At 74.5% G+C, this 12,125-nt stretch carries 13 protein-coding genes and 1 pseudogene; 6 read left to right on the forward strand and 8 right to left on the reverse strand.

Annotation, left to right across the window (positions count from 1 at the left end; all coding sequences use genetic code 11):
* Positions 1 to 77 precede the first annotated feature (77 nt).
* The 3 genes from AB2L28_RS20185 to AB2L28_RS20195 form a co-directional block, all read right to left on the reverse strand.
* Entirely contained in the window at positions 78 to 461 is a 384-nt protein-coding gene (locus tag AB2L28_RS20185) for a hypothetical protein (RefSeq protein ID WP_370720796.1), read from the reverse strand.
* Complete coding sequence (locus AB2L28_RS20190) at positions 458 to 931, reverse strand: Asp23/Gls24 family envelope stress response protein (protein WP_370720797.1); 474 nt, start codon at positions 929 to 931, stop codon at positions 458 to 460. The genes AB2L28_RS20185 and AB2L28_RS20190 overlap by 4 nt, the downstream gene beginning before the upstream one ends.
* A 162-nt stretch (positions 932 to 1,093) precedes the next feature.
* Positions 1,094 to 1,984, reverse strand: a complete 891-nt coding sequence (locus AB2L28_RS20195; protein WP_370720798.1) for a LysR family transcriptional regulator — start codon at positions 1,982 to 1,984, stop codon at positions 1,094 to 1,096.
* 85 nt (positions 1,985 to 2,069) lie between these two features.
* Here AB2L28_RS20195 and AB2L28_RS20200 point away from each other — a divergent pair, with 85 nt between their 5' ends.
* Positions 2,070 to 2,960 carry an EamA family transporter gene (locus AB2L28_RS20200; RefSeq protein WP_370720799.1) on the forward strand — a complete coding sequence of 297 codons (891 nt, stop codon included), beginning with the start codon at positions 2,070 to 2,072 and terminating at the stop codon, positions 2,958 to 2,960.
* A gap of 7 nt (positions 2,961 to 2,967) precedes the next feature.
* Here AB2L28_RS20200 and AB2L28_RS20205 read toward each other — a convergent pair whose 3' ends face one another.
* Positions 2,968 to 3,762, reverse strand: a complete 795-nt coding sequence (locus AB2L28_RS20205; RefSeq protein WP_503167932.1) for an SDR family NAD(P)-dependent oxidoreductase — start codon at positions 3,760 to 3,762, stop codon at positions 2,968 to 2,970.
* Positions 3,763 to 3,854: 92 nt separating this feature from the next.
* Between AB2L28_RS20205 and AB2L28_RS20210 the strand changes: the two genes are divergently transcribed.
* Entirely contained in the window at positions 3,855 to 4,721 is an 867-nt protein-coding gene (locus tag AB2L28_RS20210) for a helix-turn-helix transcriptional regulator (RefSeq protein ID WP_370720801.1), read from the forward strand.
* A gap of 198 nt (positions 4,722 to 4,919) precedes the next feature.
* Entirely contained in the window at positions 4,920 to 5,543 is a 624-nt protein-coding gene (locus tag AB2L28_RS20215) for a CAP domain-containing protein (protein WP_370720802.1), read from the forward strand.
* A 41-nt stretch (positions 5,544 to 5,584) separates the two neighbouring features.
* Here the strand turns inward: AB2L28_RS20215 and AB2L28_RS20220 are convergent, their stop codons facing one another.
* Both AB2L28_RS20220 and AB2L28_RS20225 read right to left on the reverse strand, forming a co-directional pair.
* On the reverse strand, positions 5,585 to 5,830 hold the full coding sequence (locus tag AB2L28_RS20220) for a hypothetical protein (protein WP_367640362.1): 246 nt from the start codon (positions 5,828 to 5,830) through the stop codon (positions 5,585 to 5,587).
* 45 nt (positions 5,831 to 5,875) lie between these two features.
* On the reverse strand, positions 5,876 to 6,883 hold the full coding sequence (locus AB2L28_RS20225; RefSeq protein WP_370720803.1) for a LacI family DNA-binding transcriptional regulator: 1,008 nt from the start codon (positions 6,881 to 6,883) through the stop codon (positions 5,876 to 5,878).
* Positions 6,884 to 7,053: 170 nt separating this feature from the next.
* On the opposite strand from AB2L28_RS20225, the gene AB2L28_RS20230 reads away from it, so the two are divergent.
* From AB2L28_RS20230 to AB2L28_RS20240, 3 genes are read left to right on the forward strand one after another with little or no spacing between them, the layout of a single operon-like run.
* Positions 7,054 to 8,139, forward strand: coding sequence for a substrate-binding domain-containing protein (locus tag AB2L28_RS20230; protein ID WP_370720838.1), 1,086 nt, complete (start codon positions 7,054 to 7,056; stop codon positions 8,137 to 8,139).
* A gap of 1 nt (position 8,140) precedes the next feature.
* The gene (locus AB2L28_RS20235) at positions 8,141 to 9,178 is read left to right on the forward strand and encodes an ABC transporter permease (protein WP_370720804.1); all 1,038 of its coding nucleotides are present in this window, start codon (positions 8,141 to 8,143) and stop codon (positions 9,176 to 9,178) included.
* Positions 9,175 to 9,993, forward strand: coding sequence for an ATP-binding cassette domain-containing protein (locus AB2L28_RS20240; RefSeq protein WP_370720805.1), 819 nt, complete (start codon positions 9,175 to 9,177; stop codon positions 9,991 to 9,993). The genes AB2L28_RS20235 and AB2L28_RS20240 overlap by 4 nt, the downstream gene beginning before the upstream one ends.
* On the opposite strand, the gene AB2L28_RS20245 is transcribed toward AB2L28_RS20240, so the two are convergent.
* Both AB2L28_RS20245 and AB2L28_RS20250 read right to left on the reverse strand, forming a co-directional pair.
* Positions 9,950 to 10,627, reverse strand: a complete 678-nt coding sequence (locus AB2L28_RS20245; RefSeq protein ID WP_370720839.1) for a haloacid dehalogenase-like hydrolase — start codon at positions 10,625 to 10,627, stop codon at positions 9,950 to 9,952. The genes AB2L28_RS20240 and AB2L28_RS20245 overlap by 44 nt on opposite strands.
* Positions 10,628 to 10,724: 97 nt before the next feature.
* Positions 10,725 to 12,071: pseudogene (locus AB2L28_RS20250) on the reverse strand (glucose-6-phosphate dehydrogenase); the annotation flags it as partial.
* Between the last annotated feature and the right edge of the window lie 54 nt (positions 12,072 to 12,125).

Raw genomic sequence — 12,125 nt, forward strand, 5'->3', positions numbered from 1 at the left:
GGTGGGGACGGACCACGGGGGTCCGGGTGGGCTCCCGTGGTCCGCGGCCGTGCGGGTGCGGCGGGGGCCGGGGCGGGTCAGCCGGCCGGCGCCGTCGGGTCGACGGCGATGTCCGCCACGTTGACGAGGACCGCGGGGTGCAGGCCGGACGTGGCGAGCCGCCGGTCCACGGCCGCGTGCACGGCGGCGGCGGTCTCCCGGACGGGTGCCCCCGCCGCGAGGACGACGTGCACCTCGACCGGGTGAGGTCCCGCCCGCCCCGTCCCCGCGGCTGCGGTGAGGGCTTCTTCGCGCAGCCGGACGCCGGCGACGCGGCGGCCGGGCAGGTACGTCCCGATCTCACCCAGCACCCCGGGGTGCAGGGCGCTGACCCCGGGGACGGCGCGGACCACCTCGGCGAGGTCGTCGGCCAGCTGCTCGACCGTGACCGGGCCCTGCGGGGAGGCGGCGGGGCCCGTCACTGGACCCGCGCGGTGCGCTGCTCCGCGTCCTCCTCGTCGTCGTCCTCCTCGGGCAGGTGGACGTCGGAGACCTGCAGGTTGACCTCGGTGACCTCCAGCCCGGTCATGCGTTCGACGGAGGTGATGACGTTGCGGCGCACGGCCGAGGCGAGGTCGGCGATGGCGACGCCGTACTCGGCGATGAGTTCGATGTCGACGGCGGCCTGGCGTTCGCCGACCTCGACCGAGACGCCCTGGGAGTGGTTGGTGCGCCCGCCGGGGATGCGTTCGCGCAGGGCGCCGACGGCGCGGGCGGCGCCACCGCCGAGGGCGTGGACGCCGGAGACGTCGCGGGCGGCGATGCCGGCGATCTTGGAGACGACGGTGTCGGCGATGGTGGTGGTGCCGTGCTCGCTGTCCAGGCCGGAGGGCTTGCCGACGCCGACGCCGGTGCTGGTGGGGCGGGCGGTGCCGGTGGTCTGCTCGGACATGGTTCCTCCTCCAGGTCGTCCGGCCACCGCGTGCGGCCGGATCGTTCGGGTCCGCGGGGGTGGAGTCGTGGACCCCGCGAACGGCACGCGTTCAACAACGTGATCTGAGTCACACTAGGGCGGTGGGGGACCACCTGCCTCCCGGGCGCTCGCGGTCCTCCGTCACCGCTGCGGCAGCGCCTCCCGCAGGGCCTCCCGGAACGCTCGCACCGCCGGGCGGTCACCGGCCCCGCGACGCACCCCCGTGAACAGCCGGCGGGTCGGCGACTCGGGCAGGTCCACCACGTGCAGGCGGCCACGGTCGGCCCGCACGAGGTCGGGCAGCAGCGCGACGGCGTGCCCGGTCTCGACGAGGTGCACGTGCAGCAGCGCGTCGGGGGTCCGGACGCGGACGTCGGGTTCGAAACCCGCGCTCCGGCAGCGGGCCAGGGCCCAGTCACCGGGGTCGGTGCCGTCCGGTTCCAGGACCCACGCCGCCGCCGCCACGTCCTCGATGCGCCTGGCCCCCGACCACGGGCCGCCCACCGGGACCGCCAGGCGGAGCCGGTCGTGGACGAGGTCCTCCTCGTCGACGTCGGCCGAGCGCGGGTGGGGGCGTCCCGGGTACTCCTCGCCGAGGACGAGGTCCACGTCGCGGGCGGCCAGCGCGGAGAACGACGGCGCCGCCTCGCGGTGGTCGATGACGACGCGCAGCGAGGGGAACCGCCGCGCCAGCAGCGTCAGGGCCTGCGGCACGAGCGCGAACAGGACCGTCTGGAAGCTCGCGACGCGCAGCACCCCCGTCACCTCCCCGGCCATCGCGGCCAGGTCCGCCTCCGCCTGCTCCAGCTGGGCCAGCACGACCGCGGCGTGCTCGACGAGCACCCGGGCCGCCGGGGTGAGGACGACCCCGCGACCGGACTTCTCCAGCAGTCGCGCCCCCGCCTCCACCTCGAGCTGGGACAACTGCTGGGAGACGGCCGACGGGCTGTACCCCAGGGCGGCCGCCACGGCGGCCAGCGTTCCCCGCCGGTCCAGCTCGCGCAGCAGTCGCAACCGGTGGACATCCAGCACCGCTCCCCCACTCGTCAGCAGAACTGAACGGTACAGCGCAGAAAGAACCGCTGGACAGGCCGTTCCCGGTGGGCAGACTGGAGCCGTGGGTCCCGTCCTCCTCGTCATCGGCTCGTGCACGTCGCTGCAGGTCGGCGCCGCGCTCGCCGTCCACCTCTTCGCCCTCGGCGGGAGCACCGGGACGACCCTGCTGCGCCTGGGGTTCGCCGCGCTCGTGCTGCTCGTCGTGGTGCGCCCGCGCGTGCGGCGCTGGACGGGGCTGCAGTGGCGCGCCGCCGCCGCGCTCGGCCTGAGCCTGGGAGCGATGAACGGCTGCTTCTACGCCGCGATCTCCCGGATCGACCTCGGCACCGCCGTCACCGTCGAGTTCCTCGGCCCGCTCACGCTGTCGGCCGTCCTCAGCCGCCGCGCCCGGGAGCTGCTGTGGGTCGCGCTCGCGCTCGTGGGCGTCGTCGTCCTGGGGGTCACCGGGGAGCACCACGGCGGTTCCCTCGACCCCACCGGCGTGCTCCTCGCGCTCGCGGCCGGGGCGTTCTGGGCCGCGTACATCATGACCAGCGCCCGCGTCGGCGAGGTGGTCCCCGGCCACGGCGGGCTCGCCGTCGCCACCGCCGTCGGCGCCCTCCTCCTCGTCCCGCTCGGCGCCGGTGGTGCGCTGCAGGCCCTCTCGGCGCCCGGGGGTCCGTGGCTCGCGTTCGGGACGGCCCTGCTCGCCAGCGTCGTGCCCTACTCCCTGGAACTGGCGGCGCTGCGCCGGCTGCCGCAGCGCACGTTCGGCGTCCTCCTCAGCCTCGAACCCGTCATCGCCTCCCTCGCGGGGTGGGCGCTGCTGGGGCAGCGGATGACGCCGCTCGGCGGTGTCGGGGTCGCGCTCGTCGTCCTGGCCTCGGCGGGGGCCACCGCGACGACTGGGCGCTCGCGGCGCGACGACGGCGACGGGCGCGGGAGGGTCGACCTCACCGCACCCGCCGGCTGAGGACCCGTCAGATCGACTGCCCGCCGGACAGCTCGATCCGCGTCCCCGAGGCCCAGCCCCACCCGTCGGACACCAGAGCCGGCACCGCCGCGCCGATGTCGTCCGGCTGCCCCACCCGGTGCAGGGCGGTGGCGGCGACGACGGCGTCGGTGACGGCGGCGACGTCGCGGACCGCACCACCGCCGAAGTCCGTCGCGATCGCGCCGGGCGCCAGGGTGTTGACGCGGATCCCGCGGTCGCCGAGCTCGGCGGCCTGGTAGCGGGTCAGCACCTCGACGGCGCCCTTGGCCGCCGCGTACGCGGCGTACCCCGGGCCGGTGAACCGGGTGAGGCCGGAGGAGACGTTGAGGACGCGACCGCCGCTCGTCATCAGCGGCAGCAGCTGCTGGGTGAGCAGGAACGGTGCGCTGACGTGGACGCGCAGCATCTCCTCGAGCTGGGCCGCGCTCGTCTCGACGTACGGCGCGTGGACGCCGTACCCCGCGAAGTGGACGACCGCGTGCAGGTGCTCGGCGCCCGCGGCGGTGAGGGCGTCGCGGACGCTGCCCGCGAAGGTCTCGAAGGTGGAGGCGTCGGCCACGTCGAGCTGGAGCGCGGTGCCGGGGACGCCGTGCCCCCTCACCTCCGCGATCACCGACTGCGCCTGCGCGGCGTTCGACCGGTACGTCCCGATGACGCCGAAACCGGCGTGCGCGAGGTGGCGGGCGGCGCTGCGGCCGAGGCCGCGGCTGGCGCCGGTGACGAGGACGATCTGCTGGGGAACCACGGTTCTCCTCCTGGGGGTGGTCGGTTGCCCGGCCATCCTGGGGCGGTCCGGGCGCGTCCACGACGTACGGCGCAGCCCCGGACGGGCTGTCCGGGTCTGGCCGCCGGGGTCCTCGCCACACTGGGGGCATGAGCCCCGGAGACCGGCGGGCCCTCGCCGCCTTCCTGCGTCACCGCCGCGAGCAGCTGACCCCCTCCGACGTCGGGCTGGTCCCCGGCGGGCGGCGCCGGACCCCCGGTCTGCGCCGCGACGAGGTCGCCGTCCTCTCGGCCGTCTCCACCGACCACTACGAGCGCATCGAGCAGGCCCGCGGTGCGCGGCCGTCGCTGGAGGTGCTCGGCGCGATCTGCCGTGCCCTGCGCCTGACGCTCGACGAGCGCGACCACGTGCACCGCCTCGCCGGCCACGAACCACCGGCGCGGCACCGCTCCCAGGGGTACGCCGACCCCGGCCTCATGTGCGTCCTGGACGCGCTCGCCCCGCACGTGCCCGCGCTCGTCACCGACGACCTCACCACGGTGGTCGCGCAGAACCCGCTCAACGTGGCCCTGCTGGGCCCGATCGCCACCGAGCGGGGACTGCGCCGGGCGTTCGTGCACCGGTGGTTCACCGATCCCGACCTGCGCGGGCGCTACGACCCCGCCCAGCACGACCAGCTCGGCCGCGAGTACGTCGCCGACCTGCGGCTGGCCAGCGGGACCCGGCCCGGTGACGCCGACGTCCGCGAACTCGTCGGCGCCCTGGAGTCCGCCAGCGGGGAGTTCCGCCGGATCTGGGCGCTGCAGGAGGTCGCGACGCGCCGCACCACGCACAAGGTGCTGCACCACCCGCAGGTCGGCCGCCTCGACCTCGAGTGCGACGTCGTCGTCAGCCCGCCGTCGGGCCAGCGGCTCGTCCTGTTCCGGCCGCGACCGGGGACGGGGACCGCCGAGAGGATCGCGCTCCTGGGGGTCGTGGGGGTCCAGCACCTCGAACCGTCCGCGCCCGCGTCCTGACGCAGCCGCGGGCGCCGGTCCCGCACACCGACCACGTACACCGGCCCGGGTCCGCCCGGACGTGGGGCGGGTGTCCGTGCCGTCAGCGGGACGCGCCGTCACCGCTCCTCGCCCGATCGGGCTACAGGAACGGCCCCGGACGGCCGAGGCAGTGGGGGAGCAACGACCCCCCGCAGCCCAGATCGTCCGGAGGACATCGTGGACACCACCACCCGCACGCCCCGCCGCACCACCCGTCGCCACCGCCTCCTGGGAGCAGCCGTGGCGGTGGCCGCAGCGGCCGGTGTGGCCGGTGCGGGTGCCGCGCACGCGGACGGCCCGGGCCTGGTCGGCGACGGCGGGCAGGCGTGGCGCTCCTACGAACTGGTCAACGACGCCCGCGCCGGGGCGGGCCTGCCGGCGCTGGGGCTGAGCGACGAGGCCAACCGCGTCGCGACCGACTGGGCCTTCCGGATGGCCGGCGACGCGCAGCTGAAGCACAACCCGGACCTGTCCCGGCAGCTGCAGGGCTGGTCGCTCGTGGCGGAGAACGTGGGCGTGGGCGCGGACTCCGACCAGTTGCAGGGCGCGTTCATGGCCTCCCCGGGCCACCGCGCGAACATCCTGCGCCCCGAGGTCAGCGTCGTCGGCCTCGGCGCCGTGCGCTCGGCGGACGGGCGCGTGTGGGTCGTCCAGGTGTTCGAGCAGCCCAACGGCCCCGTCGCCGGCTTCCACCCCGCCCCCGCCGTCCAGCCCGCCGCGCACGCGGCACCCCAGCCGCTGCCGGCTCCCGCCTTCGCCGCCGCCCCGGAGCTGGAGCGGGACCTGCGCGACCGGGCCTGACCGGGCCTGACCGGGCCTGACCGGGCCTGCCCGGGCCTGCCTCAGGGGCGCCGGCGCTTGCGTCGCCGGTGCTCCACGAACGCCTCGAGGTTCTCCCGGTAGTGGTCGGCCACGGCCTGGGCCGCCGCCTCGTTGCGGTAGCCCTCGTCGACGCGGATCGTCACGTAGACCTCCCAGGCCCCGTCGCTGCGGCGCCCGAGCCTGACCTCCGTCCACTCGTCGTCGAGGTGGGGGAGCAGCATGAGTTCCGGGAAGTTCCCCGGGTCGGCCAGCAGGTCGTCCGCCATGCCCCCAGCCTGGACCCTGGACCGCCCCGCGCGGGGCAGGACACGTCACCGCACCACGAGCTCGGTCGGCAGCACGACGTGCCGGGCCGGCCAGCCGTGCGCGGCCATCCGCCGCTCCAGCAGGTCCGCGGCCGCCCGGCCCACCGCCTCGACGTCCTGGCGCACGACGGTCGTCCGCGGTTCCAGCAGGTCCAGCAGCTCCACGTCGTCGAACCCGACGACCTCCGGCGCCGGTGCCGGCGCGTCCCAGCGCACCGCTCGCAGGCACCCCACGGTCAGGACGTTGCGGGCGGCGAAGACGGCCGTCGGCGGGTCCGGCAGCCGCAGCAGGTCCCCCAGCGCGTCCCGCGCCGCGTCGACCGTGCGCAGACCGTCCCGCACCAGGGCCGGGTCGGGGGTCGCGCCCGCCGCGACCAGCGCCTGGCGCCACCCCGCCAGCCGTTCGCGCGCCGTGGGGATGGCCGGCAGGTCCCCGAGGAACGCGATCCGCCGGTGGCCCCGCCCCAGCAGGTGCTCCACCCCGGCGCGGGTTCCCCCGGCGTTGTCGATCGTCACGCAGTCCACGTCCAGGCCGTGCGGCACCCGGTCCACGAACACGACGGGCAACCCCGCGCGCACGTCCGCGGCCAGGTAGTCCTGCCGGTCGGTGGCGGCCATCAGCACCAGCCCGTCGACGCGGCGGGCGATCATCTCGGTCACCAGCTGCCGCTCGCGCGCGGCGTCCTCGTCCAGGCTCGCGGCCAGCAGGACGAAACCCCGTTCGCGCGTCGCGTCCTCCAGGGAGCGCAGCAGGCGGGCCGAGTAGTCGTTCGCGATGTCCTGGACGAGGACGCCGATGGCGCGGGTGCGCTGCCCGCTGCGCCGCAGGTCGCTGGCGCCGCGGTGGTGCCGGTAGCCCAGTTCCTCGACCACCGCCTCGACCTCGCGGCGGACCACCTCCCGGACCCCGGGCTCACCGTTGACCACGCGCGAGACCGTCTTCAGGCTCACCCCGGCGGCGCTCGCGACCTCGCGCATGGTCGCCCGTGGCGGGGGTGGTGGGTGGCTCGTCACGTCGGGCTCCTCGGTGAGCTGGCTGTCACGGATGCGTCACGGCTGTCCCGTCCGCGTTGACCGGCGCGGCCCCGGTGCACTACAAACGGGACTCGACAACGTTGTCATGCCGCGCACCGCAGCGCCAGGAGGAACCCCAGATGTCCCGTGCACCGATCACCCCCTCCGCGATGACGAAGTTCCGTCACCGCGGCCCCGCCGCCGTGCTCGCCTGCGTGGCGGCCGTGGCCACCGTCGCGGCCTGCGGCGGCAACGACGCCGGAGGCAGCGGTGGTGGCGGCGGCGGTGGCGACCAGGTCGCCGTCTCGCTCATCACCAAGGACTCGACCAACCCGTTCTTCGTCGCCATGCAGGAAGGCGCCAGGGCCGAGGCCGAGAAGGACGGCGTCGACCTCACCATCGGTGCCGGCAAGGAGGACGGCGACGAGCAGGGGCAGGTCCAGCTCATCGAGAACGCCATCGCCGGCGGCCAGAAGGGCATCATCATCACGCCCAACGGGCCCGGCGTGAACAGCGCGATCGAGAAGGCTCGCGACGCCGGCCTGTACGTCATCGCCCTGGACACCCCGCCGGACCCGGCCGACACCGTCGACATCACCTTCGCCACCGACAACTTCAAGGCCGGTGAACTCATCGGCCAGTGGACCAAGGGCCAGCTCGCCGGGAAACCCGCCACGATCGCGCTGCTGGACCTGTTCAACGACAAGGTCGTCTCGGTCGACTACAACCGCGACCAGGGTTTCCTCACCGGCATGGGGATCGACACCAAGGACAAGCAGAAGAACGGTGACGAGGCCGCGACCGGGAACTACGACGGCGGGACGTACACCATCGTCTGCAACGAACCCACCGGCGGTGCCGAGGACGGCGGCCGCACCGCGATGGAGAACTGCCTGACGAAGAACCCGGGCATCAACGTCGTCTACACGATCAACGAACCCGCGGCGACCGGTGCCTACAACGCCCTCAAGGCCGCCGGGAGCACCGGTGCCCTCATCGTCTCCGTCGACGGCGGTTGCGACGGCGTCAAGGAGGTCACCGACGGCGTGATCGGCGCGACGTCCCAGCAGTACCCGCTGAAGATGGCCGAACTGGGGGTCAAGGCGATCGCGGACTACGCCGCGGACGGCACCGAGCCCACGACCAGCCCGGGTCTGGACTTCTACGACACCGGTGTCGCCCTCGTGACCGACCAGCCCGTCGACGGGGTCGAGTCCATCACCTCCGCGGACGCGTCGAAGATCTGCTGGGGCTGAGGTGGCGACCACCAGCGCACCGACCGGTGCCGCCCAGGAGCTCGCGAAGCGGCGGCAGACGCCGGCGCAGCGGGTCCAGCACGTCCTGCACAGCTACCCCGCCGTCAGCCCGGCGGTCATCCTCGTCCTCGCCGTCGTGGTGTTCACGGCGCTGAACCCGAACTTCGCCCAGCCCAACGCCCTGTCGCTGCTCGTGCAGCAGACGGCGGTCGTCGCGGCCCTGGCCATCGGGCAGACGCTGATCATCCTCACCGCCGGCATCGACCTGTCCGTCGGGGCCATCACGATCCTCGCCACCATGCTCTCGGCGACCCTGGCCTCGGAGAACGGCCTGCCCGGGATCCTGTGCCTGCTCGTCGGCGTCCTGGTCGGCGTGGGGGCCGGTGCCCTCAACGGCCTGCTCGTCACCCGGGTGAACCTGCCCCCGTTCATCGTCACCCTCGGCACGCTGTCGATCTTCACCGCGATCGCGCTGCTGTACTCCGGCGGTCAGTCCATCCAGGACGACGAGCTGCCCGGTCTGCTGAACTGGACCGGTGAGGCCATCCGGCCGTTCGGTCCCGGCAGCTTCTACATCACCACCGGTGTCCTGGTCGTCGCGCTGCTGTACGTCGTCGTCGGTTTCGCGCTGAGCCAGTCCGCGTGGGGCCGGCACGTCTACGCCGTCGGGGACGACCCCGAGGGGTCGCGCCTGGCCGGCATCCAGGTCAAGCGCGTCCTCCTGAGCGTCTACGCCGCGGCCGGTCTCATCTACGGCATCACCGCGTGGGTCCTCATCGGACGCGCCGGTGCGGCCAGCCCCAACGCGATCACGGACGCCAACCTGGCCTCCATCACCGCCGTCGTCATCGGCGGCACCAGCCTGTTCGGCGGCCGCGGCGGCGTCCTGGGCACGCTGCTGGGGGCGCTCATCGTGCAGTCGTTCGCCAGCGGGCTCTCCCTGGCCGGCGTCGACGACCAGTTCCGCGTGCTGGCCATCGGCGTCCTCGTCATCGTCGCCGTCTCGGTCGACCAGTGGATCCGGAAGGTGAAGGCGTGAACGAGCGACCGGGCACCCAGCAGACGCGGACCCCGGTGCTGCAGGCCCGGGGCCTGGTCAAGACGTACGGCAGGGTCGTCGGCCTCGACGGGGTGGACGTGGACCTCCACCCCGGTGAGGTCCTCGCCGTCATCGGCGACAACGGCGCCGGGAAGTCGACGCTCATCAAGGCCCTCACCGGCGCCGTCGTGCCCGACGCGGGAGAACTGCGGCTGGACGGGGAGGTCGTGGAGTTCAAGCGGCCGCAGGACGCCCGCGAGGCCGGCATCGAGACCGTCTACCAGACCCTGGCCGTCGCCCCCGCCCTCGACATCGCCTCGAACCTGTACCTGGGGCGGGAGGAACGCCGGCCGGGGATCCTCGGCTCGGTGTTCCGGATGCTCGACAAGAAGGGCATGAAGCAGCGTGCGGGGGAGGCCGTGCAGCGGCTCGGCATCCAGACGATCCAGGACATGGGCCAGGCCGTCGAGACGTTGTCCGGCGGTCAGCGCCAGGCCGTCGCCGTCGCTCGCGCCGCCGCGTTCGGCAGCAAGATCGTCGTCCTCGACGAGCCGACCGCGGCCCTGGGGGTGAAGGAGGGCAACCTCGTCCTGTCGATGATCGAACAGCTGCGCGACAGCGGGATGCCCGTCATCCTCATCAGCCACAACATGCCGCACGTGTGGCAGGTCGCCGACCGCATCCACATCCAGCGGCTCGGCCGGCGCGCCGCCGTCATCACCCCGTCCTCGCACACCATGGGCGAGGGGGTGGCGATCATGACCGGCGCCGTCACCGTCCCCGAGGAGGAGCAGGCCGGCGCACGACCCGCCTGAGCAGACCGGTGCGGGGTGCCGGCCCGGCGCCCCGCACCGGGCCCAGCACCTCCACCCCGCCCAGCGCGCGCCGCCACCGCGGCAGGTCCCGCCGTCGTGGCCGGACCAGGTGGGGCGTGCGGGCCGCCCGCAGCAGCGGGAGGTCGCGCAGGCTGTCGCTGTACGCGTCGTCGACGGGCAGGACGACCCCCGCCCGCCGCAGCGCCCGGACCTTCGCCTCCCCGCGGATCGCGCTCGCGCGCGGGGTCCGCCACCGCCGGTGCTCGTAGGGCGTGGCGACGAGTTCGACGTCCGCCAGGCCGAGGGCGTCGAGGACGAGCCGGGCCAGGGGGTCCGCGCAGGCGGTGGCGACGAGGACCCGGTCCCCGGCCCGCCGGTGCGCCGCGAGCCGCTCCAGCGCCTCGGGGACCCCGCCGGCCCGCGCGTGCCGGGCCGCGTGCTCGCGCCACCGCCGTCGGAGCGCGGCGTCCGTCGTCCCGGCCGTGGCCGTCGCGACGACGAGCAGCTCGGCCCGGCGGTCCAGGAGCAGCAGCGGTGCCGCCGCGAGGGCGGCGGCCAGGCGCAGCGGCGAGCGCCGCCACCGGCCGAGCAGGAACGCCCCGAACGCGTCGCCCGCCACCAGCGTGCCGTCCAGGTCGAAGACGGCCGTGCTGCTCGGTCAGCCACCCGTAGGGAGCGGCGATCGCCTCGGCCGCTCCCGGGCCCCAGGTCCCCGGCTCGTACGGGTGCAGCTCGGGCCGGTGGTCGAGCATCGGCGCGGCGACCCGCCACGCGTCGCGCAGACCGTTCGAGGTGGTGAACAGGGCGCGGTCGCCGATGAGCACGTCGCGCAGCAGCGCGGCGTACGGCGGCAGCGGTTCGGCGTTCGGCAGCTCGGCCAGGTCCAGGTGGAGCTTGCCCGGCACGAGGTCGTCGGAGACGCCGGGCCGGCGGGCGGTGACCCCGGCGAACACGGAGCCGTTGCCGGACAGCGTGAACGTCAGCGTCTCGGGCGCGGCCTCGTCGTCCTTCTGCGGCGAGTTCAGCGGCCGCTTGAACACGAGGGTCACGTGCTGGTGGCTCTCGGCGAGCTTCTTGCCCGTCCGCAGGACGAACGGGACCCCCTGCCAGCGCTCGGTGTCGACCCAGACGCGGGCCGCGACGAACGTGTCCGTCGTCGACCCCTCGCGGACGTCCTTGATCTCCCGGTAGCCGGTGCCCTGCCCGAGGATGACCTCGGCGGGGTCCATCGGGCGGAACTTCGCCAGGACCGCCTCGCGGGCCTGCGCCAGCGCGTCCGAGGTCCAGTCCGACGGCGGGTCGAGGGCGACCTCCGCGGCGACCTGCAGCAGGTGGGTGACGAGCATGTCCAGCGTCGCGCCGGTCTCGTCGTAGAACGTCGCGCGCTCGTCGACCCCGAGCACCTCGGGCACGTCGATCTGCACCTGCGCGACGTGCTCGTTCGACCACAGCTGCTCGATCATCCGGTTCGCGAACCGGATGACGTGCAGCTGCTGCGTCGCCTCCTTGCCGAGGAAGTGGTCGATGCGGAAGACCTGCTGCTCGTCGAAGACCGACAGGACGAGCTGGTCCAGCTCCTCGAACGACTGCGGCGACGTGCCGTAGGGCTTCTCGTAGACGACGCGGGTGCCCTCGGCGAGGCCTTGCGCGGCGATGGCCTTCGTGTACGCCTGGAACGTCGAGGGCGGCAGCGCGAGGTAGTGGACGACCTGCGCGTCCTCGCCCACCTCCTCGCGGGCGGCGGCGATCGCGTCGAGCAGCTCGCCCGGGTCGTCCTCGGTGAACCCGCCGCCGGCGAACCGCAGCCCGGGCAGGATCGACTCGATCACCTCGTCGGTGACGCCGTTCTTGCCGCGGGCGAACTCCTGCAGACCGTCGCGGACGTGCTCGCGGTACTGGTCGTCCGGCGTGGCGCGGCGGCCGCTGCCGATGAGGACCCACCGCTCGGGCAGCAGGTCGGCGGCCGCCAGGGCCGCGAAGCCCGGCATGACCAGGCGCTTGGCCAGGTCGCCGCTGGCCCCGTAGACGACGAAGACGGTGGGGCCGGCGCTCGTGGTGGCGCCCAGCGCGTTGTTCATGCGTCTCCAACTCGAGACTCGTGGGGGGACGTGCGGGGGACGTGCAGGGCACCC

This window comes from Kineococcus mangrovi (assembly GCF_041320705.1).
Taxonomy (GTDB): Bacteria; Actinomycetota; Actinomycetes; order Actinomycetales; family Kineococcaceae; genus Kineococcus; species Kineococcus mangrovi.